The following is a 26673-nucleotide window of genomic DNA, read 5'->3' on the forward strand; positions in this document are numbered from 1 at the left end:
TGAGGGTGAGGGCCTCACAACAATCCCAGCACAGCCTCAACGGTCAATGCAGCACCTGTCGCAATTCCCATCGTTTCCAGCGTATCTTTAAAATCCGCCTTATCAACGTGCTGTCCAGTCAATACGGCACGTGCCTGAATAGCGCCAGCAATTAAAGCAGACCCCACTGCGGCTTCAGAAAATGCATCCTCAACCTGAGATGAACTCAACGCATCAAATGTTTCATGCGTTATCCGACTCAAGTCCTCATTGCGAAGCTCAGAACTTGCTACAGCCTCTCCAAATATCCCCCCGGAAGCTGAGACCACTTCCTCTGTGGCCAGAACCTCAATATCAGGATAAGCCTCAAAGTGAGCAGCAAGAGCGGCAGGGTCCTGAACTGCCTTCAGTTGCAATGCCCGCACAACTTCACCATCTACTTCAAACTCAAGGTCTGCGCCCGGCTGATTAGTCTGTTCGAACAATCGCGCAGAGACAGCATCACCATCAGTGTTTTCCATGTGGGCAACCAGCAACTCGTGAAAAATCCCTTTCACATTACTTGCAACGCCCTGAAGTTGCGCAGGCTCCAATTCACATAAATACGCCGCGAGCTGCCCATCTGTCGCGTCATTCAGAGACGCCTTAGATCGACGCAAGGCGTCACAGACCAAACGTTGCTCCAACGTCCATTCTGCCTTTGCACTAGACATAAGATGTTGAAATGTCACTGCGATAGCGGCGGCGCTGCTACGTCGGATCATGCCATAGCTACCTTCTTTATCCAGCGCTGCATGCTATACAGATTTCCTCTGAGCCGCACGCGTTGGACGGTGGTCAACTGACGAAACACACCAGCCTCCAGAGCCTTACCTATTTCGTCCAGTACAGGGCTTAGCCCAATGACAGAAAAAGCGCGCAGATCGTCATATGACACAAACGGGCGACCATCACTCCCCTCCAGCGAAGCCCGAATTGCCTCCAGCAAAGAATGTATTGCCGCCAACAAACGTATCTCTTCCTCAAGTAAAACGGTTTGGTCACGTGCTTTCCCAAACAGCAATTTCTTTATCTTCGTCGCCCCCCAGTATCCTGCCCCCAGAGCGACACCGCCAACCATCACCCCACCAGCGGCAACTCCACCCCCCACCAGGGCACCGATCCAATAAAGTGTTGCGGTAGTCTGAGCCGCGCCGGACAGACCGGCGATTGCAGCACCAGTCGAAGCCGTCCCCAACGCACCAACCAAGCCCATGATGCCAGCACCGGCAGCCGCGCCAGTCGCGGCGTTAGTTGCTGCCCCCATCACGACTTTCACCTTTTTGTCAGTTGTCTGCGTAATACGTGCAACCGTTGCAATCAGCAGAGTTTCCACCTCGCGCAACAACTCAGCGGTTTTAGAATTTGACATTTAAAAACTGAATTCTCTCAAAGTTATGTTCCAGAAAAAATGACCCTAAATATACAGCACACAAACCGTCAAATTGAATGTGCTTCTAGCCCAACACCTTCCGCACCTCTGCGATGAAATCATCGCCGCGTTTTTCGAAACTATCGTATTGATCGAAACTCGCCGCAGCAGGGGCCAGAAGGACGGTATCCCCTGCCTCTGCCTCCGCACTCGCACGCGCGACGGCCTCGGCCATTGTGGTGCAAACCTCACCCGCGCACCCGTCGAGCTGCAGGGCAAACTGCGCGGCTTCGCGGCCGATGACATAGGCCTTGGCCACGCGGTCCAGCGCGGGGCGCAGGGCGTCCAGCCCGCCCTCTTTCTCCAACCCGCCACAGATCCAACGAATGTTGTCGAACGCCATCAACGCCTTCAACGCCGCATCGACATTGGTGGCCTTGGAATCGTTCACAAAGGAAACACCGTCCTTTTCGCCCACCCGCTGACTGCGGTGCGGCAGACCGGCGAAGGTGTGGAACGCATCCTCGATCATCCGTGGCGCCAACCCCAGCGCACGACAGGCTGCATAGGCGGCACAGGCGTTCTGGTGGTTGTGGGCGCCCGGCAGTCCGGCGATCTGGCGCAGGTCGATGGACCCCGCCTGCCGTCCCTTGCGGTATTCGCTGAGGAACCCCTTGCGCGCAAACACATTCCACCCCGGCCCCGACAGCTTGCCTGCGGCAGAGATACGGATCACCCGATCATCCGCTGCCCCGTGCGTCAGTTGGTTGACCATATAACGCCCCTCATCCTCATCCACGCCGATGATGGCGCGATCAGGCCCGCCCTCAGCAAACAAGCGACGCTTGGCAGCGAAGTAGCCGCCCATGCCCGCATGACGATCCAGATGATCGGGGCTGAGGTTGGTGAAAACGGCGATATCCGGCGTCAGGGCGCGGGCCAGATCGGTCTGATAGCTGGACAGCTCCAACACAACCACGCCGCCATCTTTGGGCGGGTCAATGTCCAAGACCCCGCGCCCGATGTTGCCAGCCAGCTGCACAGATTTCCCTGCCTCGCTCAGCACATGGTGGATCAGCGCAGAGGTGGTCGATTTGCCGTTCGACCCAGTGACCGCCACCACGCGCGGCGGCTGGTCATACATGTCCCATTCCCCTGACCCGAAGGAGCGGAAGAACAACCCAATATCGTTGTCCACCGGAACCCCTGCTTCCCACGCGGCGGCGACAACCTTGTTCGGGGTTGGGTACAGGTGCGGGATGCCGGGGCTGACCACCAGCCACGCAATGCCTTCGAACGCACCAGCACGGGCAAGGTCACGCACCTCAAACCCCTCCGCCTCGGCCCGTTCCCGCGCACTGGCGTTGTCATCCCAACAGACCGGCGTGGCGCCCCCAGCCTCCAGCGCGCGTGCGGCGGACAGGCCCGAACGGCCAAGGCCCAGAATGGCTACGGATTGTCCCTCAAACCCTGAAACTGGAATCATTGCACCGCCCTCCTTGATCTTTGTCCGCACTATGCGGCGCGATTTGATCAAAGACCAGACCCCGCACCGCGCGCCCCTTTCAATGTTCAAAAAATACTCAAACTGCACGCGGCTTCCACACGTCCCGCCGCCAAAGAAAAAGGCGCGCCCCGTACCGGACGCGCCCTTTCAAACTCTCACTCTCAACCCGATCTTACCGGATCTTCAGCGTTGCCAGACCGATCATGGCGAGGATCAGGGCGATGATCCAGAACCGGATCACGATCTGCGGTTCGGCCCAGCCCTTTTTCTCATAGTGGTGGTGGATCGGCGCCATCAGGAACACGCGTTTGCCGGTGCGTTTGAAGTAGAGCACCTGAATGATCACACTCAGCGCCTCAACCACGAACAGACCACCGATTACGGCCCAGACGATCTCGTGCTTGGTGGCAACCGCGATGGCGCCCAATGCGCCGCCCAGGGCCAACGATCCCGTGTCGCCCATGAACACAGCCGCAGGCGGGGCGTTGTACCACAGAAAGCCAAGACCGCCGCCGATCAGACCGGCAACGAAAATCAGGATCTCACCGGTGCCCGGCACATAATGCACATCAAGGTAAGTGGTAAAGTCGACGCGGCCCACCGCGTAGGCAATCACACCCAGCGTGCCAGCGGCGATCATCACCGGCATGATCGCCAGCCCGTCCAAACCATCGGTCAGGTTCACCGCATTTGCGGACCCAACGATGACGATCATCGCAAAGGGGATGAAGAAGTAGCCCAGATAAACCAGCGTGTCCTTGAACACCGGCAGCGCCAGTTGGTTTTGCAGCGCCTCAGGGTGATAGCAGGTGGCCCAGAATCCCGCGATGCCAGAAATGAGGAAGCCCAAGAGCAGCCGCACCTTACCCGGCACACCGGCGGTGTTTTGCTTGGACACTTTCGCATAATCATCGGCAAAACCGATGGCGGCAAAGCTCATGGTGACAAACAACACCAGCCAGACAAACGGGTTATCCAGACGCGCCCAAAGGAAGGTCGAGGTCAACAGCGCCCCCACAATCAGCAATCCGCCCATCGTCGGCGTGCCCGCCTTGACGAAATGCCCTTCGGGACCGTCATCGCGGATCGGCTGACCCTTGCCCTGTTTGCGGCGCAGCACGTTGATCAGTGGCTTGCCAAAGAGGAAGCCAAAGATCAGCGCGGTCATAAACGCCCCGCCCGCACGGAAGGTGATGTAGCGGAACAGGTTAAAAAAGTCGCCGCCGTCTGACAGTTCGGTCAACCAAAATAGCATTCTCAGGCCCTTTATTCAGAATGGGGGGCGGCATGGCCCAGTTTTCGGATCGCGTCAACAACCTTGGACACTTTTGACCCTTTGGAGCCTTTGATCAGCACAACATCGCCTGCGTCGATCAGCCGGTGGGCGTTTTCGGCCATTGCGTCAGCCTCTTCGACCCAGTCACCGCGCAAGCCATCAGGCAAGGCAGCCCACAGGAGGTTCATCCGCGGCCCGACGCAGTGGATCAGGTCCAGCTGGTCCAGAAACGGCAGATCGGCGATGGCGGCGTGAAGTGTCATTTCATCCGGCCCCAGTTCCAGCATATCACCCAGAACCGCAATGCGCCGTCCCTTGTTGATACGGCCCAGACCGTCGGTGGGTTTGGCGGCGGCCAGCACCTCTAGCGCTGCGACCATCGACGTGGGGTTGGCGTTGAAGGCGTCATCAATCAACTCAACCACCTGTTCCCGCATTACCGGATCCAGCACCACCTGTTCGCGCGCACCACGTCCTGCAGGGGGCAGCCAGCGGGCCAGATCGGTCGCGGCCAGCGCCACGTCCAGCCCCAGCGCATCCACCACTGCCAAAACGCCCATGCCGTTTACGGCGAAGTGGCGGCCAGCTGCCATCACCTTATACAGAACGGCCAGATCGCCCGCCTGCCCTTCGGCCACGGTGACGGTATCAATCAGTTTCAGATCCTTGATCCGGTAGCTGTTGCGCGCAGCCTCGCCAAACAGCAGGGTTTGTGCCGCCTTCTCGCACGCCTTTGCCTCTAGGATCGGGGCGGTGTCTAGATCGCCATTGGTGACCGCCACGCCGTCCGGCTCCAGCCCATCAAAAATCGCGGCCTTTTCATGCGCGATGCCGTCGATGTTTTCAAACGCTTCCAAGTGGGCGGCGGCGACGGTGGTGATCATCGCCACATGGGGCCTCGCCATCTGCGCCAGCGGGGCAATCTCACCGGGGTGGTTCATGCCAATTTCGATCACCGCAAATTCTGTATCCTCAGGCATCCGCGCCAGTGTCAGCGGCACGCCCCAATGGTTGTTATAACTGGCCTCTGCAACATGGGTTTTGCCCTGCGCCGACAGAACATCGCGCAGCATTTCCTTGGTCGATGTTTTTCCAACCGATCCGGTCACCGCCACAACCTTCGCCCCTGTTCGGGCACGGGCGGCACGTCCCAGATCCTCTAGCGCGGGCAGAACATCGTCCACGATCAACAGCGGCGCATCCTCTGCCACGCCTTCGGGACGATGCGTGACCAGCGCCGCGCCTGCGCCCTTGGCCAGGGCCTGCACGACGAAATCATGGCCATCGCGTGCGGCCTTCAGCGCCACGAACAAATCACCTGTCTGAAGGGTGCGCGTGTCAATCGACACGCCGTTCACCGACCAATCGCCAATCGCCTGACCGCCAGTTGCGGCAGCGGCCTCCTGCGCTGTCCAAAGGGTCACGTCACACCTCCATCCAGTGCCGCCACGGCAAGGCTGGCCTGTTCCACATCATCAAAGGGATAGATCACATCGCCAACGGTTTGGCCGCTTTCATGGCCTTTACCCGCGACCAACAGCGCATCCCCTGCACCCAGCGCATCGACGCCGCGCAGGATCGCTTCGGCCCGATCGCCAACCTCCAGCGCGCCGGGGCAGCCCAGCAGGACCTCTTGACGGATGACCGCCGGATCCTCGCTGCGGGGGTTGTCATCGCTGACGATCACCAGATCGGCGTTTTCCGCCGCCGCCTGCCCCATCAGCGGACGTTTGGTGCGATCACGATCCCCACCAGCGCCGACAATCACCACCAGACGGCCCATCACATGCGGGCGCAGCGCCTTTAGCGCGGTTTCCACCGCATCAGGTGTGTGCGCGTAATCAACAAACACCGCCGCGCCGTTTTGACGGGTTGCCGCCAGCTGCATACGCCCCCGTACGGTGCCCAGATGTGGCAGCGTGTCGAAGACCGCCTGCGGATCGGCACCACAAGCAATCACCAGCCCCGCCGCCAACAACACGTTTTCCGCCTGAAAGCCGCCGATCAGCGGCAGGCGGCAATGCTGAACCTTGCCACGATAGGCAAAGCGCAATTCCTGCGCGGTGGCGTCGAAACGTTGGCCCTGCAGTTGCAAATCCGCATCCGGCGTGCGGCCAACGCGGATCAGTTTCTGCCCCCGCTCCTCGGCCAAGGCCACCACATCCTGCCCGCGCGGGTCGTCGATGTTCACCACCACCGTGCCCTCATCGGGCAGCACGCGGGTGAACAGACCCGCCTTGGCGTTAAAGTATTCCTCGAAGGTTTCGTGATAGTCGAGGTGATCTTGGGTGAAGTTCGTAAACCCCGCTGCCTTCAAATGCACCCCATCAAGGCGACGCTGGGCCAGACCGTGGCTCGACGCCTCCATCGCGGCATGGGTGATGCCCTCTGCCGCCGCGGCGGCCAATGTGCGGTGCAGGGTGATCGGTTCCGGCGTGGTGTGATTGAGCGGCGCGGTCCATGCGCCCTCAACCCCCGTGGTGCCAAGGTTGACCGCAGCCTCGCCCAGTTCCATCCAAATCTGACGCGCGAAGGTCGAAACCGAGGTTTTGCCGTTGGTCCCGGTGACCGCGATCATGGTGCGCGGCTGAGCACCGAACCACAGCGCGGATGTGTAGGACAGCGTTTGGCGCGGATCCTCTGCCACCACGACGGCGGCATCGGCGGTTTCCAGCGCATCACGGGCCAGTGCAGCGCCTTCGGCATCGGTCAGCACCGCCGCCGCGCCCTGTTCCAGCGCCATCGGAATGAAGCGCGCGCCATGCACCTGCGTGCCAGGCAGCGCGGCAAACAGCGCGCCCTCCGCGACCGAACGACTGTCGACGCAAATATCTGAAATGACGGGATTAAGTCCGCCAATCGCGGTCAATCCCAGATCGCTAAGGGTTTTGCCCTGCTCTGCCATGTGTTGCCCTTTGTGGCTATGCGGCCCGGTCAAGGGCCATACCGGGCACTGGCCCGGCTTAGTTCGATGTCAGGGTTATACCAGCCACCGGCGCAGGTTCAATCGACGGCCGCATACCCAGCATAGGCGCGATCCGGCGGATCATTTCGGCAGCAACGGGAACCACGGTCCACCCCGCCGTGCGGCGCGGTTCGTCGCCCGAGGTTTCCACCGGTTCATCAAGCGTCACAATCAGCACATACTTCGGATCATGGGCCGGAAACATCGACGCAAAAGTGTTGATCACCTTGTCATCATAATAACCGGGGCCGTTTTCCTTGGGTTTGTCAGCGGTACCGGTTTTGCCCGCCACAGCGTAGCCCTTCACCTCACCAAATGATGCGGTACCTTCGGTCACAACCTTGCGCAGCATCTCGCGGCTGGCGGCAGCAACAGCGGGCGACAAAACACGATCACCGCTTTGCGGGCCCTTTTGCTTCAACAGCGTCGGACGCACCACGGTGCCACCATTGGCAATGGCCGCATAGGCCGCTGCAAGGTGCATCGGAGTCGCGGAAATACCGTGACCATAGGAAATTGTCATAGTCGACAGTTCCGACCAATTTTTCGGCAGCAGCGGCTTGCCGCCTGACGCTTCGGTCAGTTCAACCGGCGTAGCCTCCAGAAGGCCAAGACTTGCCAGAAAATCGCGCTGACGTTCGATCCCGATCTGCTGCGCCACCCGCGCCGAACCGATGTTCGAGGATTTCACAATGATTTTGGTCAACGACATCTCGTTACCGTAATTGCGGAAATCACGGATCTTATGCTTACCCCAGCGCAACGGCCCGCGGGTGTCATAGATCGTACCGGGATTGGCCAATCCCAGCTCCATCGCTTGAGCAGCGGCAAAAATCTTGTAGGTCGAGCCCAGTTCGTAAACACCCTGCACAGCGCGGTTAAACAACGGGCTGTCACTGGCATCCCCTTCGGTCAGGACACGCGGGCGGTTGTTGGGATCAAAATCAGGCAGCGACACCATCGAAATGATTTCGCCCGTATGCACGTCCAACAGGATCGATGCCGCACCTTTGGCGTTCATCAGTTTCATGCCGCCATAAAGAACCCGTTCGGATGCGGCCTGCACCGACAGATCCAGCGACAGTTGCAGCGGACGACCGGCATTGGCAGGATCGCGCAATGCATTGTCAAACAGGCGCTCCACACCTGCGACACCAACCACCTCAGCCGCGTGAACGCCTTCTCGGCCGAAACTGGCCCCGCCCATCACATGCGCAGCCAAGCGGCCGTTGGGATAAAGCCGCATTTCACGCGGTCCAAACAACAGCCCCGGTTCGCCGATGTCATGCACCGCCTGTTTCTGTTCAGGGCTAAGCTTCTTGCGGATCCACAGGAATTTACGCTTACCTGTGAAATCCTTCAGCAGTTTTTCGCGGTCCAGATCCGGGAAAATGCGCACCAGTTCCGTTGCAGCATGATCCGGTTCGATCATCTGCGGCGGCACAGCATACAGCGAAAAGGTTTCCATGTTCGTCGCCAGAATGCGACCTTCGCGGTCCACGATGTCGGCCCGTTGCGCCACAATCGACGCCCCTGCCGCATTGGCACGCGGTTCTGTCGGGTCAGTTGCGGCCAGCGAAGCCATGCGACCACCGACCGCGACAAAGGCCACGGCGAAAAACAGCCCAAGAACAATCAGCCGCCCCTCAGCACGGCTGCGGGCCTTGTCGCGCATATCCTCATGGCGTTGACGGATGTTTTCACGCTCAATCGCGTCCGGGTTTTCACCCAAACGGCGCGCTTCGAGGATTTGGGCCAATGGGCGCAGCGGGGTACGGATCATCTCAGAGCCTCCATGTTGGAGACCTCGATGGCGTCAGACAAGCTGAGCGGAGCTTTCTCTTCGGGGTAGCTAACCTGATCGGCGCGACCAAACTGTTCCGGCGCCAGCGGCAACAGGCCCAGTTTGTCAAAGTTGATATCGGCCAGATCGCGCAAACGGTCGGGGCGGTTCAGATAGGCCCATTCTGCGCGCAGCACAGTCAGGCGAGCACGCGCCTGCCCGATTGCGCGCTGCATATCCTCGTTGTGATCCAAGGCCGCGTGCGTGCGATAGTTTTCACGGTATCCCCAAAACGCCGTGCCAATCACCGCCAGCGCGGTCAGAATGAAAAAGAATGAACGCATCAACGATCCCCCTTTAACATCGGCATGCCCAATCCTTTACGATCACAAGGACCGGCAGGCGCATCCGTTCTGATCCCTACCCGAAGCTTCGCCGAACGCGAGCGTGGGTTTTCAGCCAGTTCCTGATCGTCAGGGCCAATGGCTTTCTTGGATTTCACCGTAAACTGTGCAGGTTCCGCCTCGGCCATCGGGGCGTAGCGGTTGGTCGTTTTGGCCCCACCCGAACGCTGCTGAAAGAACCGCTTGACCATCCGATCCTCGACCGAGTGGAAAGTCACCACCGCCAACTGCCCGCCGGGTTTCAGCGCGCGCTCTGCAGCCTCCAGACCTTTGATCAGCTCACCGTATTCATCATTCACCGCAATGCGCAGCGCCTGGAACGACCGGGTGGCCGGATGGCTCTGCCCCGGCTTCTTGCGCGGCAGGCAACCTTCGATAATCTCGGCCAGTTTCAGCGTGGTGGTGATCGGAGCAATTGCACGTTCGCGCAGGATCGCCTTGGCAATGCGACGGCTGGCACGCTCTTCGCCGTAGAGGAAGAGGATATCGGCCAGTTCGGTCTCAGTTGCCTCGTTCACGATATCCGCTGCGGACCGACCCGATTGCGACATGCGCATATCCAGCGGACCATCTTTCATGAAGGAAAAGCCACGCTCGGCCAGATCCAGTTGCATAGAGCTGACCCCAAGGTCCAGCACCACCCCGTCCAGATCGCCCGCATACTCATCAAGACGCGAAAACACGCCCTGCACCAATTCAATACGATCGCCGTATTCGCCAACCCATGGCGCCGCCAACTCAAACGCCAGCGGGTCACGGTCAACGCCATAAACCTTATCTGCGCCCGCCTGCAGCAGTTCGCGCGTATAGCCGCCAGCGCCAAAGGTGCCGTCCAACCAACGCCCCGAAACGGGCGTGACCGCCGCGATCAACGGGCGGATCAGTACCGGGATATGTGGTGCATCATCAGAGGGGTGGACCGCATCGGTCATGGTTTATTCCCCTCCAGTATCATCCAACAGGGACATGGGATCGAAATCGTCCGGCATTTCCTCAAGGAAGGCCTCAATTTCGGCAGTTTCAAGTTCGTCGTAGGTGGCTGCGTTCCAAATTTCGAAATGCTCGCCCATTGCGACCATCACCGCTTCGCCATCAAGCCCGATCTGGGCGCGGCGCTCTTTGGGCAGAACAATCCGACCATCGCGGTCAATCTCGGTTTCCCAAGATTTCCCGAGGATCATCCGGCTGACCATCTGGCGTTTTTTGGACCCGCGCGGCATCGCTTTGATCTCGGCTTCGATCTCGGCCATCGCTTCGATCGTGTACGCTTCGAGTTTGTTTTTCAAATGCGGACCATAAAGGACCACCATGCGCGGATTGGGGTTTTCAGGATGGTTCGGATCACCGGATTCGAGCACACGACGAAAATCAGCAGGGATCGACATCCGACCCTTGCTGTCAACCTTCTGGTTGAACTCGCCTCTGAAACTCAGACCCACTGTCCTGGCCCGTCCTCATAACTGTGGCCGCACGGCGTCTTGCCGCTTGGCGTTGTGCCGTCACCCGTCCCCGTGGGTGAAAGCGAAACGGCGAATTGAGCTGCTGCCACTGCCCAATTCGCCGCCCTCGTCCCGCTTTGCGGGTGTGTCCAGCTGCGCGCGCCACCTGGGGGGATGTCTGCTCGCCCGCGCGCCGGATCTCTTATCTCGATGAAAGCGGGTGCCTGTATGAAACCTGACTCGGATCTTTTTATTTTAGCGGGGTCTGTCGCCCCTGATCCCGTTCTCATCGTGTGAGACATGGATCGCATGGGAATTTATGGGGCGCAATAGTTTTTTTCATTCATCACAGGGGACTATTGACTCTTTTTAAGAATCGCCTCACCGGAATGTGAGCGCTTTGTTACCACAAATATGGCCAGACACACCAATCAAACACTATATATGGCCTATATTCAGCAAATTCTCAGTGCCTAATTTTTTTCCCATTCTGACCCAAATTTTTCCATACGACATTTCCAGCGTCCCGTTTTCGCGCGCCAAGATGATGAATTCCCGTGGACGACAGGTGATTCGCACCGCATTTCCCGCCGGACTCCCCACAATTCCCAAACCGGTGGCATGATTTCCCATGACACACCCAGCGACTATTTTCGATGCGTGCCAGAGGTTCCAGAAATTCCCAGCCACGCCTGCTTCGCTCCTCGTCCGCGACCAACCGAACCCAGAATTTGCCGTCGAAACGGGACCAACCGCCCATTTGCATAGCTGAAATGCCCAGAAACTCCTTTCCCAGCGGGGCAAAACCCGCTAACTGCCGGACCTTCACCTGCGCCAATGGCGCCCGATCTGCCCGGATGCGGGCCAAAGGATGACCTTTATGACCTTGCCCTCCGACCTCCATCCGGCCCTAGCGCGTGCGCTGACCGCACGTGGCTACGAAACCCTGACCCAAGTGCAGCAGGAAATGACCGTGGCTGAACGCGCCACCAAGGACATGCTGGTGTCTGCGCAAACCGGTTCGGGCAAAACCGTGGGTTTCGGCGTAGCGATGGCCCCCACCCTGCTGGAAGATGGCGATGAACTGCCTCCCGCAGGTGCGCCGCTGGCGCTGATCATTGCGCCAACGCGCGAGTTGGCGTTGCAGGTGCGCCGCGAATTTGAATGGCTGTATCGTGAATGCAACGCGCGCATGGGATCCTGCGTGGGCGGCATGGATATGCGCACCGAACGGCGCACGCTGGAACGCGGCACCCATATTGTTGTCGGCACCCCGGGTCGCCTGCGCGACCATATTGAACGCGGCAGCATCGACCTTAGCCAGATCCGCGCCGTGGTTCTGGATGAAGCGGACGAAATGCTGGACATGGGCTTTGCCGAGGATCTGGAACTGATCCTGTCCTCCGCCCCCGAAGATCGCCGCACGCTGATGTTCTCGGCCACTGTGCCCAAGGGGATCGAACGTCTGGCGAAAAACTTCCTCAAGGATGACGCCGAACGTGTGCGCACCATTTCGAATACGCCGCAGCACGCCGACATCACTTATAAAGGCTTCAGCGTGATGCCCCACCATGTGGATGCGGCGGTGATCAACACCCTGCGTCTGCATGAGGCAGAGAATGCCATCGTCTTCTGCAACACCCGCGTCATGGTCGCCCGCCTGACCGCCCGCCTGTCGAACCGTGGGTTCCAGGTTGTGGCCCTGTCCGGCGAATTGACCCAGCAGGAACGCACCAACGCACTGCAGGCAATGCGTGATGGCCGCGCCCGCGTTTGTGTGGCGACCGATGTGGCCGCCCGTGGCATCGACCTGCCGAAGCTGGATCTGGTTGTGCATGCGGAACTGCCCAGCAACTCGGAAACGCTGCTGCACCGCTCTGGCCGGACAGGCCGCGCGGGCCGCAAGGGTGTTTCGGTCCTGATCGCGCCCCCCAAGGTGCGCAAAAAGGCAGAGCGTCTGCTGGGCTGGGCGAAACTCAGCGCCGAATGGGGCGATGCGCCCTCAGCTGAGGCTGTGCGCGCTGCTGACCGTGACCGTATGCTGACCGATCCCGTTTGGTACGTGGCAGAAGAGGCACGTCACGAAGACGTCGCGCTGCTGACCGACAAATTCAGCGCAGAACAGCTGGCGCAGGCCTATCTGGCCCTGCATGAGGAACGCCATTCCGCTCCCGAAGAGCTGGAAAACGCCACCATGGGCAAGGATCGCAAGCGCGAGCCGCGCGTGGAACTGGGCCCGTCGGGCTGGGTCAGTCTCTCGGTCGGTCGCAAGGAACGGGCAGAAGCGCGCTGGCTGCTGCCGATGCTGCTGCGCTCTGGCGATCTGACCAAGGATGAGATTGGTGCAATTCGCGTCGCCCGCGATCTGACCTATGTAGAGCTGGGCGAAAAGGCCCGCGCGCGTTTCCTCGACAAGATCGGGGATGGCGGCGAAATGGAAAAAGGCGTGCGTGTTGCCGCGGTGGATGAGCTGCCCGACCTGCCGAAGCCCGAACCGCGCAAGCGTTTTGACGATGACCGCAAACCGCACCGCAAAGGCCCGCGCCGTGATGATGACCGTGGTGATCGCGGCGGTGATCGTGGTGGCGAGCGCCGTGAGCGCAAACCGCGCGAGGATCGCGACGGTTGGGGCAAGGGCAAGAACCCCAAGCAGATGGCCAAAGACTGGGAAGATCGCCGCGACGACGAAGGCAAGCGCGATAAGCCTAAGTACGACAAGCCCAAGTTTGATAAGCCGAAATCGGACAAACCGCGCTTTGAAAAGCCCAAGCGCGACCCCGAGGTGCATGACCACGCCAAGAAACCCTTCCGCAAGGCCGACGGCGACGGCGACCGCAAACCGCGCCACAAAAAGGGCGGCTATGAGGGCAAGCCGGATCACAAAGGTGAGCGCAAGTTCGACGGCAAACCCGGCGGCAAAGGCCCCAAGGGTGATTTCAAGGGCAAACGCGATTTCCGCGATGGCCCGCGAGAAGAGCGCAAAGGCGATTTCAAAGGCAAGGGCAAACCGGGCGGCAAGAGCTTTGGCAAACCCGGCGGCAAGTTTGAGGGAAAACCTAGCGGTAAGCCGGGCGGCAAACCCGCAGGCAAGTTCGGTGGCAAGCCGAAGTCCAGCGGTCCCTCGCGCGGCCCCGACGCCATGCCGCGCCGCAAGAAGTAAGTCGCGGCTAACACACACGTACTAAAGGACATGAAAAAGGGGCCGATCACTCGGCCCCTTTTCTATTCTGCAACGGTGTCAGATTTAGGCCATGCCGCCCTTCACCAGACCGCTTGCCAGCTTGGCGTAGGCGTCTGCCACCGGACCATCACCAAGGGCCACAGGTGCGCCACCATCGCCGCCCAGTCGGGTGTCCAGATCAATCGGCAACTGCGCCAGCAGCGGCACGCCCATATCAGCGGCCTCTTTCGCCACGCCGCCATGACCGAAGATGTGGGTTTCGTGACCACATTCGGGGCAATGGAACATCGACATGTTTTCCACCATGCCAAGGATCGGCGTTTTCAGCGTGTTGAACATATCAATCGCCTTGCGCGCATCAATCAGCGCCACATCCTGCGGGGTCGATACGATAATGGCACCGGTCAGAACCGCGCGCTGACACAGGGTCAGCTGCACATCACCGGTGCCCGGCGGCAGATCGACGATCAGCACGTCCAGCTCGCCCCAGTTCACCTGCCCCAGCATCTGTTGCAGCGCCCCCATCAGCATCGGACCACGCCAGACCACGGCCTTGTCTGGGTCCAGCATCAAGCCAATGGACATCACAGTAACGCCATGTGCCGTGAGTGGTTCGATTGTTTTGCCATCAGGGCTGGCGGGGCGTTTCGACACGCCCATCATCCGCGGCTGCGAGGGACCGTAGATGTCAGCATCCAACAAACCCACACGCCGCCCCTGCTTTACCAGCGCCACCGCAAGGTTGGCAGACACGGTGGATTTCCCAACCCCACCTTTGCCAGAGCCAACCACAAGGATGCGGTCCACGCCCGAGGGCTTCATTGGGCCGGCCTGCGGCTGCGGGTGACCACCCACCTTGAGACTAGGGGCGGGTTTCGCGGGCGCAGCCGGTCCATGCGCCGTCAAAGCCGCTGTCACCTTGTCCACCCCAGGCAGTGCCGCGACACAGCGTTCGGCCGCCGCGCGTAACGGTTCCATATGGCGCGCCTCTTCGGGGCTGGCCGCTTCGATTACAAAGCGCACCTCGCCGCCGTCGATCTGCACTGCGCGCAGCATATCACGACTCACCAAGGTGCCACCGCCGGGCAGCTCGATCTGCTTCAGCGCGGTTTCAATATCAGTTTTGGCCAGAGCCATGCGCGTTCCCTCATTTTCTAATCGCTGATTCTTGCAGCAAAAGTGCCGTAGACTACGCCAGTTTCAAGGCGGACATAAAACCCGGAAAACGCCCAGCACCTACATGAAATTTGACCTAAGTCATATATTTCAGCGGCTTAGATGATAAATTGCCGAATAATGACGCAGGGGAAAATAGGTCAGCAATGCGTATGCATCAACTGCATAGCTGCGTTGCGGCATCAGCGATTGTGCATCCGCAGCGACACCCCCATATTCAGGTCATCGAGACGAACACGGTGCCGATACGCGGCGCTGACACGCTAGAAAGAGACACTGAAATGGCACACGCAGTTACACATCGCAGCCACTCCTTTGGTATCGCAGACCGCGCCGCGGTGCTGATCCAGGACCTGCGCGATCGTCTGGCACGCCGCAAGGTGTACCGCGAAACCATCAACGAGATGTCGGTTCTGTCGAACCGTGAACTGGCTGATCTGGGTTTCAACCGTAGCCAGCTGCGCTCCATCGCTTGGGAAGCGGCCTACGGCAACAAGTAAGTTACAGGTTCCAGACACTTTTCTCCTCCTCCCTTAAGTGTCTGAAATCAGCGGCGTCCTCTCTCCTCCTCCCTGAGGGCGCCGCACTCAGATACGACAGACCTCTCTCCTCCTCCCTGAGGTCTTTCGTTGTCAAGAGCGGCACCTCCTCTCCTCCTCCCTGGAGGTGCCGCACCTGACAGCCCCGGCCCGGCAAACCGCCGCGGGGACAACAGAATACGACTGGGGCTTCTCCTCCTCCCTTGCCCCGGATCGTTGTCAAGAGCGGCGACCTCTCTCCTCCTCCCTGAGGTCGCCGCATCTTTGACTGGGACCAGATTTGGATACGGCATCTTCCTCCTCCTCCCTAGAAGATGCCGCGAAGAAGACGGCGGCGCCCCTCCTCCTCCCTGGGTGCCGCCGTTTTTTCATGTCTGGCGGTTGGAACAGTTGGCATCCCCACAAAACGACGCGCGCAGCAGACGCGAAAAAGGGCACGACAATGTCGCGCCCTTAAATTCCCTTGGAGCCGTGCGATCGCCCTACGGCTTAATCCGCGAAATGTTCCCGCAGCGCAGCGATATGGGTGGATCCGATGCCACAGCACCCGCCGACAATGGTCGCGCCTGCCTTGACCCAAATATTGGCCCAGTCAACATAGGCAGTCGGGCTCAGATCCTTGCGCAATTCGGTGATTTTGTCGTTTGCACCCTGATCGCCGTCATCCTTGTGATCATCAAACGCATTGGCATAGACACCCACGCGCAGCGCGGTACCTGCCACCTCTGCCGCGATGGCTATGGCACGCTCCATCACCTCGGGCTGGGAACAGTTGAACAGGATCGCCTCTGCCCCCACATCGCGCGCCAGTTTGGCCGCGTCAGCCACGGTTTCACCGGACCGCAACAGTGGTGCATCGACCGTATCATCGCGCAGGGTAAAGGATATCCATAGTGGGCGATCATCCCCAGCCAGCGCCATTGCAGCCGCCTGCGCTTCCTCAAGGCTAGAGGTTGTTTCCGCCAGCCACATATCCACATAAGGCGACTGCGCAGCGATCAATTGATCCAACATCGCTGGCGCGCGATCCGCGTCAAAGCGTTGCGGCTCATAGGATCCAAACAGCGGCGGCAGGCATCCCGCAACGCGCGCACCGCTGTCACCAGCCGCCTCACGTGCCAGTCGTCCGGCACGGTCTGCCAATTCAGCGCCGATGGTGGCAAAGCGATCTTCGCCAATATGAAAGGGCACCAGCGCATAGGCGTTTACGGTGATCACTTGCGCACCTGCATTGATGAAATTGCAGTGCGCTGCAACCACCGCCGCGGGCGTGTCGATCACCGCGCCTGCGGACCATTCAGGTTGCTTCAGCTCTGCACCACAAGCGGTCAGTTCGCGGCTCATCCCGCCATCAAGTAGAGTAATGTTCGTCATGGTTTCAGATCCTTAAAACGGCACATCCCCACCGGCGCTATCGGCGCTGGTGACAAATTTGGCAACCACCTTCTTGGGCCCTGCCTTTTCAAAATCAATCTCCAGCTTGTCACCTTCGATGCCGGTGATGCTGCCGTAGCCGAATTTCTGGTGAAACACCCGATCGCCCAGCGTGTAGGCGCTGACCGCTTGCAGGTCGATGATGGTGTTTCGGCTTTCCTTCGGCTGACACATCGGGCGCTGCTGGCTGCGGGCCTGCATGCGTTTCCAACCGGGCGAGTTATAGGCATCCGCATCCGCCACCCGCCGATCGATGGAAGAGGCACCATAGTCATGGCTGACACCGCCATAACCGCCGCCCGCATAGCCCGACCCGGTCAGCACCTCTACATGTTCTTCTGGCAGTTCATCAATAAAGCGCGACGCCATCTGCGCCTGCCACTGGCCGTAAACGCGGCGGTTGCTGGCAAAGGAAATGGTGCACAGCTCCTCGGCACGGGTGATGCCCACATAGGCCAGCCGCCGCTCTTCCTCGAGGCCTTTGGTGCCGCTTTCATCCATCGAACGCTGCGAGGGGAACAGGCCATCCTCCCACCCAGGCAGGAAGACGACGGGAAATTCCAGACCTTTGGCGGCGTGCAGGGTCATGATCGTGACCTTTTGATCCGCATCCTGACTGTCGTTGTCCATAATCAACGCGACGTGTTCGAGGAAACCAGACAGGTTTTCAAACTGTTCCAGCGCCTTAACCAATTCCTTGAGGTTTTCCAAACGCCCCGGCGCTTCGGGCGTTTTGTCGTTCTGCCACATGGTGGTGTAGCCGGATTCGTCGAGGATCATTTCGGCCAGTTCAATATGGCTCAGATCCTCATCCCCTGTCAGACGGCCCCAGCGGTCCAGATTGTCGATCAGCCGCGCCAGTTCCTTGGCGCCTTTGCCACCCAGCCCCTTGTCCTGCAACAGCAGCCGTGCCCCTTCGATCAGTGACACACCGTTCTGGCGGGCACTCATCTGGATTTTCTGCTGCGCCTTGTCCCCCAAACCGCGTTTGGGCGTGTTCACAATCCGCTCGAACGCCAGATCATCACTGGGCGATGTGACCAGCCGGAAATAGGCCATGGCATCGCGGATCTCCATCCGTTCATAAAAACGCGGGCCGCCGATGACGCGGTAGGGCAAGCCGATAGTCAGAAACCGATCTTCAAACGCCCGCATCTGATGTGACGCACGCACAAGGATGGCCATATCGTCCAAACTGTAAGGTTTCATCCCACGGCTGCCCTTTTGGGCGGCCTCGATCTCTTCGCCGATCCAGCGCGCCTCTTCCTCGCCGTCCCAATGGCCGATCAGACGCACCTTTTCGCCCGTGTCGCGGTCTGTGTGCAGCGTTTTTCCCAAGCGATTGGAGTTATTGGCAATCACCGCTGAGGCAGCCGCCAGAATATGCGGGGTCGAACGATAGTTCTGTTCCAGACGGATCACCTCCGCCCCCGGAAAATCTTTTTCAAACCGCAGGATATTGCCCACCTCGGCACCGCGCCAGCCGTAGATCGACTGATCATCATCGCCAACACAGCAGATGTTTTTGTGCCCACCGGCCAGCAGACGCAGCCACAGGTACTGCGCGACGTTGGTATCCTGATATTCGTCCACCAAAATATAGCGGAAGCGGCGGCGGTATTGCTCCAACAGGTCAGGATAGCGCTGGTAGATCGACACCACATGCAACAGCAGATCGCCGAAATCGCAGGCGTTCAGCTCAATCAGGCGGCGCTGGTACTGCGCGTATAGCTCAATGCCACGATTGTTGAACGCCGCCGCCTCGTCCGTGGGCACCTGTTCCGGCGTCCAGGCGCGGTTTTTCCAGTGATCGATGATCCCCGAAAGCTGCCGCGCGGGCCAGCGTTTGACGTCCATCCCCGACGCCTCGATCAACTGTTTCAGCAGGCGGTTCTGATCGTCGGTGTCCAGAATGGTGAAGTTGCTTTTCAGATGTCCCAGCGGGCCCTGCGCACCGGGGATTGGACGACCGCCCAGATCCTCGATCACCGCATCATCATTGTGCAGCTGCGCAATCGGATCCTCAGCACGGCCCAGCGCCAGATCCAGCGTGACCAGTTCGGCGTGACGGCGCAGGATTTTCACACAAATCGAATGGAAGGTGCCCAGCCACGGCATCCCCTCCACCTGTTGGCCCAAGAGGCGCCCCACACGTTCCTTCATCTCGCGCGCGGCCTTGTTGGTGAAGGTCACCGACAGGATCTGTCCCGGATGGGCGCGGCCTTGGTTCAACAGATGCACAATGCGCGTGGTCAGCGCCTTGGTCTTGCCGGTGCCAGCGCCCGCCAACATCAGAACGGGGCCATCCAGCGCCTCAACCGCGGCGCGTTGGGCGTCATTGAGGTCTTCCAAATACGGGGCGGGACGCGCTGCCATGGCGCGCTGGGACAGGGAACCACCCGCCGATGCGCCCTCGAAAGCGTCGAATTCGTCAAAATCGTTCATGGCGCGACCCTAGACTGATTCAGTCGCCACGAAAAGGGACGTTCGCACAATGTTCACCCCAACAAAGGGTAAAAAATGATGGTTCCGATCCCCGCCGCCGCGCGCGGAAACATCAAATTCTAGAAAACTTAGCGGTTGATACAGGGACAAGGTCCAGCGCCCTTAACTCTTTGGCAAGTGTTCTCTGTCAGGCTGCCAGCGGGGTTGAGAAAGAGAGGCGGCCAATGACCACCAAATTCACCGAATTTCTGAAATCACTGCAACGCGGGGCGGGATTGATCACCCTGTTAACCGCAATGTTGCTGTCGGCTATGGCCGCAGTGGTCTGGGCGCCGGCCCCAATTGCGGAACGGCTGGTGCGCGATGACATTCACGCGCAGGCCGAACTGTGGAAACGACAGGTGATCCTGCAGCTGGATGATGCCGAACACAGTTTCACCAATTCCATCGTCAGCGATCACGATCAACGGTTCCTGCACCTGCTGGTGCAGGCCACCGATGTCTACCGATTTCATCTGTTTAATGGCCAGGGTCTGGTGTTCTGGTCCACCGATGGCGGCAAGGTTGGGTATGTCGAAGAGGGGGAGTATTTTCACCAAAAGGTCGCCAAAGGTCAGATATTCTACAAGACCGAGGAAAAAGCGGCCTGGGAAATCGCGGCCTCCAGCGCATTGGAACATGACATTGATGCCCCCCATGACCACGGCATTGCCTCTCCGCAGGATCCGGCACAACATGAGGCGGCGGATCACGGAAATGGTCATGCAGCACCTGGTCATCATGACCATGAGGCAGATCATGTGGATGAGGGCAAGGACCACAGTCCTCCCCCACCTTCCGCCCCAATTGACCCAGCCTATCTGTCTCAAGGGGCCTCCAGCGACACGCGGCATGTGGCGGAAATTTATGTGCCCTTCATGCACAATGGCCATTTTGATGGTGCCATCGAATTCTACACCGATGTCACCGACATGCGCGCAAGCGTCATGAACCGTGTCCGTCTGTTGTTGTCTGTGATTGTGGGGGCGGTCCTGATCACAATGATATCTGCCGGTTGGATGCTGCACCGGAACAATTCCCGCCATGTTGCCCAGCTGAACCGGCGCAACACCAAAGAGCGCGAAATCATTGATCAGCAACTGCAGCTTGCCCGCGAAGTTCAGCTGCTAGGCGAGCTGAATGAATGGCTACAATCCAGTCACTCGCTGGAGGAGCTGTTTCAAATGGTCGCCCGTTTCATGACCCATATTCTGCCCAACGCAGAGGGCAGTGTTTATGTCTATTCCAATTCTCGCGATGTGCTGGATGGGTCGGCTAAATGGAACGGCGGAACGGTGAAGCCGCATATCCACCCCGAGGAATGCTGGGGCCTGCGACGTGGGCGCACCTATGAATATGGCGCGTCCGAGGTTGATTTTGTCTGCGACCACGCCGAACCCCATGACGGCCGCCCTTACTACTGCTTCCCCATTCTGGCGCATGGTGAAACCGTCGGACTGATGCACCTACGCGCGGCAGAGGGACACGAAGCAAACTTTCGCCAGAACAAGAAATTGGCGCGCATGTGTGCGGAACAAATTTCCATGGCGATTGCCAACGTTCGGATGCGCGACCAACTGCAGGATCAGTCGGTACGCGACCCGCTGACCGGCCTGTTCAACCGCCGCCACATGACCGAAACCCTGCGCAAGGCCATCGGCCAAAGCCAGAACACGGGCGCGCCACTTAGCCTGATTGCGGTAGATGTAGATCACTTCAAAAAATTCAACGACAACCACGGACATGATGCAGGTGACATGATCCTGCGCGCGGTCGGCTCTGCCCTTGAAAAGGCCTGCGATGGCGATCAGGTTGCCTGCCGTCCCGGTGGCGAAGAGTTCACGCTGATCCTGCCCGGCGTTTACGATGAAGATGCCCTGATCAAAGCCGAAGCGCTGCGGCAAGCGGTGGAGGCGATCGCGCTGCGTTATGGGGACAAAACGTTGCCAACAGTCACGATTTCGCTGGGCGTATCGCACTACCCACAGCACGGCACCATGCCGCAGGATCTGATGCGCAGCGCTGATGAAGCTCTCTATGAAGCCAAGGCGCGCGGCCGCAATCAGGTGCAACAGGCCACCGGCGCCGCCCCCGAACCACGTGACGCCACAGCCAACCCAAGCCCTCAGCGAAGCGAGGCTGATGCAATCACCACATGGCAAAACGATCTGAACGCGGATCAACAACGCCCCGATGACGACGACAAAGACACCCCGCCAGTGATTGCAGCACAGTAACCACAAAGCGCCGGTTCAGCACTGGACAATCCGAGCGCAGGGGAAAACTATGCGGAATGGATTTGCATCAACGTTACCCCGCCCTTTCCGACCTGCGCGCCAAGGCCCGCAAGCGTATGCCTTGGTTTGTTTTTGAATACTTGGACAGCGCGACAGGTGATGAACGCACACAGGTCAGAAACCGCAGTCAGCTGGATGCCGTGCAACTGATGCCGTCAATCCTGCACGGGGAACAGGACGTGGATCTGTCAGTGGATCTATTCGGGAAGCAGTATGCACTGCCTTTTGGTGTTTCACCTGTGGGCATGTCGGGTTTGTTTTGGCCAAATGCCGAACGAATCCTGGCCCGCGCCGCCACCCAGCACTGCATTCCCTATGGCTTGTCCACCGTCGCCAGCCGCACACCAGAAGATGTGAGCGACTGCATCGACGGCAATGGCTGGTTTCAGGTCTATCCGCCACGCGATCCTGATATTCGCGCCGATATGCTGAAACGGGCCCGCGATGCGGGGTTTACCACACTGGTGCTAACGGTTGACGTGCCAGTGGCCAGCCGCCGTGAACGGCAGGTGCGATCTGGCCTGACCAGCCCACCGCGCTTAACCCCCCGCCTGATGACGCAGGTAGCACGATGCCCGGTCTGGGCCATGGGCATGGCGCGGATGGGCATGCCGCGCATGCGTCTGATCGACAGCTACGCGGATGCGGTGACGGGCCTAAGTTCAACCGAACATGCCGGCTACCTACTGCGCACCTCGCCGGATTGGTCCTATCTACAGGCGCTGCGCGATGCCTGGGACGGGCCATTGGTGGTCAAGGGCGTGATGGATGCCCGCGATGTCAAACCGCTGGAGGCGGCAGGCGTGGACGGGATCTGGGTCTCCAACCACGCTGGACGGCAGTTTGATGCCGCCCCTGCCAGCATCGATGTCCTGCCAAAGATCCGCGCGCAAACCCGCCTGCCGGTCATCTTTGACAGCGGGATTGAGGGGGGGCTCGACATCTGCCGTGCGCTGGCACTGGGGGCGGATTTTGTCATGATGGGCCGCGCGTGGCATTATGCACTCGGCGCGCTGGGGCGCTGCGGGCCGGACCATCTGGTGGATATATTACGCCGCGATCTTGTCGCGAATATGGGACAGATGGGCGTGCGCAGACCAAACGAACTGGCCTCCCGCCGCTTAGAGTGAGCGCGACAACAGTGTGAGGTGACTCGGCTCATTGCTAAATTTGGTGTGCAAAAATGCGCACAATTCTCGCATTGAGGCGCCTTTAATGCAAATTTGCAGCACAACAATGATCTTTGGTCACTTTTTGTGACCGATATGGATCAAAACCGTTGCGCTGCGATGCAGCATCGTGCCAAGCACTGTCACAGAATTTTCACGGAACGCGGGAGGGCGCACCATGTCTGAGTTCAACAAAATCCTGATTGCCAACCGGGGGTGAGATTGCCATTCGCATTATGCGGGCGGCGAACGAGCTGGGCAAAACCACCGTTGCAGTCTTTGCCGAAGAGGACAAACTGGGCCTGCACCGCTTCAAGGCGGACGAAGCCTACCGCATCGGTGAAGGTCTGGGGCCGGTCGCGGCCTATCTGTCGATCGACGAAATCATCCGCGTGGCCAAGGAATGCGGCGCTGACGCGATCCACCCGGGCTATGGCCTGTTGTCGGAAAACCCCGATTTCGTCGACGCCTGTGCCGCAAACGGCATCACCTTCATCGGTCCCAAGGCCGAAACCATGCGCGCCCTTGGTGACAAGGCCAGCGCCCGTAAGGTTGCCATCGCAGCAGACGTTCCCGTGATCCCCGCGACCGAGGTTCTGGGCGACGATATGGCCGCGATCAAAGCCGAAGCGGCCAAAATCGGCTACCCCCTGATGCTGAAAGCCAGCTGGGGCGGCGGCGGTCGTGGCATGCGCCCGATCTACGGTGAAGATGAGCTGGAAGAGAAGGTGCTGGAAGGCCGCCGCGAAGCCGAAGCCGCCTTTGGCAACGGCGAAGGCTATCTGGAAAAGATGATCACCCGCGCCCGCCACGTTGAGGTGCAGATCCTTGGCGACAGCCACGGTGAGATCTACCACCTGTGGGAACGCGACTGTTCCGTTCAGCGCCGCAACCAAAAGGTAGTTGAACGCGCCCCTGCCCCCTACCTGTCCGACGAACAGCGCGCCGAAATCTGCGAGCTGGGCCGCCGCATCTGTTCGCATGTGAACTACGAATGCGCAGGTACTGTTGAGTTCCTGATGGATATGGAAACCGGCAAGTTCTACTTCATCGAGGTGAACCCGCGCGTTCAGGTGGAACACACCGTCACCGAAGAAGTGACCGGTATCGACATCGTACAGGCGCAAATCAAGATCGCAGAGGGTAAGACCCTGGCGGAGGCGACCGGCAAGGCGTCCCAAGACGACATCCGCCTGAACGGCCACGCGCTGCAGACGCGGATCACCACCGAGGATCCGCAAAACAACTTCATCCCCGACTATGGCCGCATCACCGCCTACCGTTCGGCCACCGGCATGGGCATCCGTCTGGACGGCGGCACGGCCTATTCGGGCGGGGTGATCACGCGGTACTATGACTCGCTGCTAGTCAAGGTAACCGCATGGGCCCCGACGCCAGAGGCGGCGATTCACCGGATGGACCGCGCCCTGCGTGAATTCCGTATCCGTGGGGTTTCGACCAACATCGCGTTTGTGGAAAACCTGCTGAAGCATCCGACCTTCCTCAGCAATGAATACACGACCAAGTTCATTGATGAATCGACCGACCTGTTCAACTTTGCCAAGCGCCGCGACCGTGGCACCAAAGTTCTGACCTATATCGCCGATATCTCGGTCAACGGGCACCCTGAAACCACCGACCGCCCTGCCCCTGCCGCTGATCTGAAACTGCCCAAGGCGCCGGAGCACAGCGTTGATATCCCCGCAGGCACCCGCAACCTGTTGGAGGCTGAGGGGCCGAAGGCCGTTGCCGATTGGATGCTGGCGCAGCAGAAACTCTTGCTAACCGACACCACCATGCGTGACGGTCACCAATCGCTGCTGGCGACCCGTATGCGGTCGATCGATATGGTGCGCGCGGCGCCCAGCTATGCCAGCAACCTGCCGGAGCTGTTCTCGGTAGAATGCTGGGGCGGTGCGACCTTTGATGTGGCTTACCGCTTCTTGCAGGAATGTCCGTGGCAGCGTCTGCGCGACCTGCGCGAGCGTATGCCAAACCTGATGACCCAGATGCTGCTGCGTGCATCAAACGGTGTGGGCTACACCAACTACCCCGACAACGTGGTGCAATCCTTCGTGGCAGAGGCCGCCAAGGGCATCGACGTGTTCCGCGTGTTTGACAGCCTGAACTGGGTGGAAAACATGCGCGTGGCGATGGATGCGGTGAACGAGGCAGGCAAAATCTGCGAAGGCACCATCTGCTACACCGGCGATATTCTGGACCCGAACCGGTCCAAATATGACCTGCAGTACTACGTCAACATGGGTAAAGAGCTGGAAGCCGCAGGCGCACATGTGCTGGGCCTGAAGGACATGGCGGGTCTGCTCAAACCCGCATCGGCCCGTGTGCTGGTCAAGGCGCTGAAAGAGGAACTGTCCATTCCAGTGCATTTCCACACCCACGACACATCCGGAATCGCTGGCGCGACCATTCTGGCCGCCGCTGATGCAGGTGTGGACGCCGTGGATGCGGCGATGGACGCCTTCTCCGGCGGCACCTCGCAGCCCTGCCTGGGGTCCATTGTCGAGGCACTGGCAAACACCGACCGTGACACCGGCATCGACATCGCCCGTGTGCGTGAAATCAGCAACTACTGGGAACAGGTCCGCGCGCAGTACACCGCCTTTGAAAGCGGTCTGGCGGCCCCTGCCTCCGAGGTGTACCTGCACGAAATGCCCGGCGGGCAGTTCACCAACCTCAAGGCGCAGGCGCGCTCGCTGGGGTTGGAGGATCGCTGGCACGAGGTGGCGCAGATGTATGCTGACGCCAACCAGATGTTCGGTGACATCGTGAAGGTGACCCCGTCGTCCAAGGTTGTAGGTGACATGGCGCTGATGATGGTGTCCCAAGGTCTGAGCCGTGCGGATGTTGAAGATCCTGCCAAAGACGTGGCCTTCCCCGACTCGGTCGTGGACATGATGCGCGGTAACCTGGGTCAGCCTCCGGGTGGCTTCCCCGAAGGCATCGTTGCCAAAGCCCTGAAGGGTGAGGCACCGAACACCGATCGCCCCGGCGCGCATCTGGCACCTGTTGATCTGGAAGAAACCCGTGCGAAGCTGAGCGCCGATCTGGGTGGTATCGAGATCGACGATGAAGATCTGAACGGCTACCTGATGTACCCCAAGGTCTTCATGGATTACATGCAGCGCCACGATCAATACGGCCCCGTACGGACCCTGCCGACGCAGACCTTCTTCTACGGGATGGAACCCGGTGATGAGATCACGGCAGAGATTGATCCCGGCAAGACACTGGAAATCCGCCTGCAGGCCATTGGTGAAACCGACGAAAATGGCGAAGTGAAGGTGTTCTTTGAGCTGAACGGCCAGCCGCGTGTGATCCGCGTGCCGAACCGTCTGGTCAAAGCATCGACCGCGGCCCGTCCTAAGGCAGAGCTGGGCAACCCTGATCACATCGGCGCGCCGATGCCGGGTGTTGTTGCCTCTGTCGGGGTCACTGTCGGCCAAGAGGTGAACGAAGGTGACCTCTTGCTGACCATCGAGGCGATGAAGATGGAAACCGGCATCCACGCCGAACGCAAGGCCGTGGTAAAGGCGGTTCACGTACAACCGGGCGGTCAGATCGACGCCAAAGACCTGTTGGTCGAACTGGGCTGATCCCCCACACCC

Annotated in this window: 17 protein-coding genes and 1 pseudogene; 5 read left to right on the top strand and 13 right to left on the bottom strand. The window is 59.8% G+C overall.

The features are described 5' to 3' along the window. Window positions 1-14 precede the first annotated feature (14 nt). The 10 genes from TM5383_RS14515 to mraZ all read right to left on the bottom strand — a co-directional run bounded on the left by TM5383_RS14515 (window position 15) and on the right by mraZ (window position 10764). Window positions 15-743 (bottom strand): hypothetical protein, encoded by a 729-nt coding sequence (locus tag TM5383_RS14515; protein WP_058319762.1) that lies wholly within the window; start codon window positions 741-743, stop codon window positions 15-17. Next, window positions 740-1390, bottom strand: a complete 651-nt coding sequence (locus tag TM5383_RS14520; protein ID WP_058319763.1) for a hypothetical protein — start codon at window positions 1388-1390, stop codon at window positions 740-742. The genes TM5383_RS14515 and TM5383_RS14520 overlap by 4 nt, the downstream gene beginning before the upstream one ends. A gap of 85 nt (window positions 1391-1475) precedes the next feature. Then, window positions 1476-2876 (bottom strand): UDP-N-acetylmuramoyl-L-alanine--D-glutamate ligase, encoded by a 1401-nt coding sequence (gene murD / locus TM5383_RS14525; protein ID WP_058319764.1) that lies wholly within the window; start codon window positions 2874-2876, stop codon window positions 1476-1478. A gap of 193 nt (window positions 2877-3069) precedes the next feature. Next, on the bottom strand, window positions 3070-4152 hold the full coding sequence (mraY, locus tag TM5383_RS14530) for a phospho-N-acetylmuramoyl-pentapeptide-transferase (RefSeq protein ID WP_058319765.1): 1083 nt from the start codon (window positions 4150-4152) through the stop codon (window positions 3070-3072). Between the two features lie 11 nt (window positions 4153-4163). Beyond that, window positions 4164-5597 (bottom strand): UDP-N-acetylmuramoyl-tripeptide--D-alanyl-D-alanine ligase, encoded by a 1434-nt coding sequence (locus TM5383_RS14535; protein WP_058319766.1) that lies wholly within the window; start codon window positions 5595-5597, stop codon window positions 4164-4166. Next, complete coding sequence (locus TM5383_RS14540; protein ID WP_058319767.1) at window positions 5594-7078, bottom strand: UDP-N-acetylmuramoyl-L-alanyl-D-glutamate--2,6-diaminopimelate ligase; 1485 nt, start codon at window positions 7076-7078, stop codon at window positions 5594-5596. Before TM5383_RS14540 ends, TM5383_RS14535 begins: the two co-directional genes overlap by 4 nt. Before the next feature lie 58 nt (window positions 7079-7136). Further along, on the bottom strand, window positions 7137-8921 hold the full coding sequence (locus TM5383_RS14545; protein WP_058319768.1) for a peptidoglycan D,D-transpeptidase FtsI family protein: 1785 nt from the start codon (window positions 8919-8921) through the stop codon (window positions 7137-7139). After that, entirely contained in the window at window positions 8918-9265 is a 348-nt protein-coding gene (gene ftsL, locus TM5383_RS14550; protein WP_058319769.1) for a cell division protein FtsL, read from the bottom strand. The genes TM5383_RS14545 and ftsL overlap by 4 nt, the downstream gene beginning before the upstream one ends. After that, window positions 9265-10257 carry a 16S rRNA (cytosine(1402)-N(4))-methyltransferase RsmH gene (rsmH, locus tag TM5383_RS14555; RefSeq protein ID WP_058319770.1) on the bottom strand — a complete coding sequence of 331 codons (993 nt, stop codon included), beginning with the start codon at window positions 10255-10257 and terminating at the stop codon, window positions 9265-9267. Before rsmH ends, ftsL begins: the two co-directional genes overlap by 1 nt. Window positions 10258-10260: 3 nt before the next feature. Continuing rightward, window positions 10261-10764 carry a division/cell wall cluster transcriptional repressor MraZ gene (gene mraZ / locus TM5383_RS14560; protein ID WP_076400043.1) on the bottom strand — a complete coding sequence of 168 codons (504 nt, stop codon included), beginning with the start codon at window positions 10762-10764 and terminating at the stop codon, window positions 10261-10263. 880 nt (window positions 10765-11644) lie between these two features. Between mraZ and TM5383_RS14565 the strand changes: the two genes are divergently transcribed. Beyond that, the gene (locus TM5383_RS14565) at window positions 11645-13924 is read left to right on the top strand and encodes a DEAD/DEAH box helicase (RefSeq protein ID WP_058319772.1); all 2280 of its coding nucleotides are present in this window, start codon (window positions 11645-11647) and stop codon (window positions 13922-13924) included. 84 nt (window positions 13925-14008) lie between these two features. Here the strand turns inward: TM5383_RS14565 and TM5383_RS14570 are convergent, their stop codons facing one another. Beyond that, complete coding sequence (locus TM5383_RS14570) at window positions 14009-15082, bottom strand: Mrp/NBP35 family ATP-binding protein (RefSeq protein WP_058319773.1); 1074 nt, start codon at window positions 15080-15082, stop codon at window positions 14009-14011. Between the two features lie 320 nt (window positions 15083-15402). Between TM5383_RS14570 and TM5383_RS14575 the strand changes: the two genes are divergently transcribed. Beyond that, on the top strand, window positions 15403-15621 hold the full coding sequence (locus tag TM5383_RS14575; protein WP_058319774.1) for a DUF1127 domain-containing protein: 219 nt from the start codon (window positions 15403-15405) through the stop codon (window positions 15619-15621). A 528-nt stretch (window positions 15622-16149) separates the two neighbouring features. Here the strand turns inward: TM5383_RS14575 and TM5383_RS14580 are convergent. Next, complete coding sequence (locus TM5383_RS14580; protein ID WP_058319775.1) at window positions 16150-17034, bottom strand: homocysteine S-methyltransferase family protein; 885 nt, start codon at window positions 17032-17034, stop codon at window positions 16150-16152. 12 nt (window positions 17035-17046) lie between these two features. Next, the gene (locus TM5383_RS14585; protein ID WP_058319776.1) at window positions 17047-19539 is read right to left on the bottom strand and encodes an ATP-dependent helicase; all 2493 of its coding nucleotides are present in this window, start codon (window positions 19537-19539) and stop codon (window positions 17047-17049) included. 224 nt (window positions 19540-19763) lie between these two features. On the opposite strand from TM5383_RS14585, the gene TM5383_RS14590 reads away from it, so the two are divergent. The 3 genes and pseudogenes from TM5383_RS14590 to TM5383_RS14600 all read left to right on the top strand — a co-directional run bounded on the left by TM5383_RS14590 (window position 19764) and on the right by TM5383_RS14600 (window position 26661). Beyond that, window positions 19764-21815 (top strand): sensor domain-containing diguanylate cyclase, encoded by a 2052-nt coding sequence (locus TM5383_RS14590; RefSeq protein ID WP_231725168.1) that lies wholly within the window; start codon window positions 19764-19766, stop codon window positions 21813-21815. A gap of 56 nt (window positions 21816-21871) precedes the next feature. Further along, the gene (locus TM5383_RS14595; protein WP_058319777.1) at window positions 21872-23005 is read left to right on the top strand and encodes an alpha-hydroxy acid oxidase; all 1134 of its coding nucleotides are present in this window, start codon (window positions 21872-21874) and stop codon (window positions 23003-23005) included. A 217-nt stretch (window positions 23006-23222) separates the two neighbouring features. Continuing rightward, window positions 23223-26661, top strand: a pseudogene (locus tag TM5383_RS14600) (pyruvate carboxylase). The last annotated feature ends 12 nt before the right edge of the window (window positions 26662-26673 follow it).

This window comes from Thalassovita mediterranea (assembly GCF_001458435.1).
GTDB lineage: Bacteria > Pseudomonadota > Alphaproteobacteria > Rhodobacterales > Rhodobacteraceae > Thalassobius > Thalassobius mediterraneus.

Coding starts and splice junctions, on each gene's coding strand:
- TM5383_RS14515 (WP_058319762.1), bottom strand. CDS start 743: ATGATCCGACGTAGCAGCGCCGCCGCTATCGCAGTGACATTTCAACAT.
- TM5383_RS14520 (WP_058319763.1), bottom strand. CDS start 1,390: ATGTCAAATTCTAAAACCGCTGAGTTGTTGCGCGAGGTGGAAACTCTG.
- murD (WP_058319764.1), bottom strand. CDS start 2,876: ATGATTCCAGTTTCAGGGTTTGAGGGACAATCCGTAGCCATTCTGGGC.
- mraY (WP_058319765.1), bottom strand. CDS start 4,152: ATGCTATTTTGGTTGACCGAACTGTCAGACGGCGGCGACTTTTTTAAC.
- TM5383_RS14540 (WP_058319767.1), bottom strand. CDS start 7,078: ATGGCAGAGCAGGGCAAAACCCTTAGCGATCTGGGATTGACCGCGATT.
- TM5383_RS14545 (WP_058319768.1), bottom strand. CDS start 8,921: ATGATCCGTACCCCGCTGCGCCCATTGGCCCAAATCCTCGAAGCGCGC.
- ftsL (WP_058319769.1), bottom strand. CDS start 9,265: ATGCGTTCATTCTTTTTCATTCTGACCGCGCTGGCGGTGATTGGCACG.
- rsmH (WP_058319770.1), bottom strand. CDS start 10,257: ATGACCGATGCGGTCCACCCCTCTGATGATGCACCACATATCCCGGTA.
- TM5383_RS14565 (WP_058319772.1), top strand. CDS start 11,645: ATGACCTTGCCCTCCGACCTCCATCCGGCCCTAGCGCGTGCGCTGACC.
- TM5383_RS14570 (WP_058319773.1), bottom strand. CDS start 15,082: ATGGCTCTGGCCAAAACTGATATTGAAACCGCGCTGAAGCAGATCGAG.
- TM5383_RS14575 (WP_058319774.1), top strand. CDS start 15,403: ATGGCACACGCAGTTACACATCGCAGCCACTCCTTTGGTATCGCAGAC.
- TM5383_RS14580 (WP_058319775.1), bottom strand. CDS start 17,034: ATGACGAACATTACTCTACTTGATGGCGGGATGAGCCGCGAACTGACC.
- TM5383_RS14585 (WP_058319776.1), bottom strand. CDS start 19,539: ATGAACGATTTTGACGAATTCGACGCTTTCGAGGGCGCATCGGCGGGT.
- TM5383_RS14590 (WP_231725168.1), top strand. CDS start 19,764: ATGACCACCAAATTCACCGAATTTCTGAAATCACTGCAACGCGGGGCG.
- TM5383_RS14595 (WP_058319777.1), top strand. CDS start 21,872: ATGGATTTGCATCAACGTTACCCCGCCCTTTCCGACCTGCGCGCCAAG.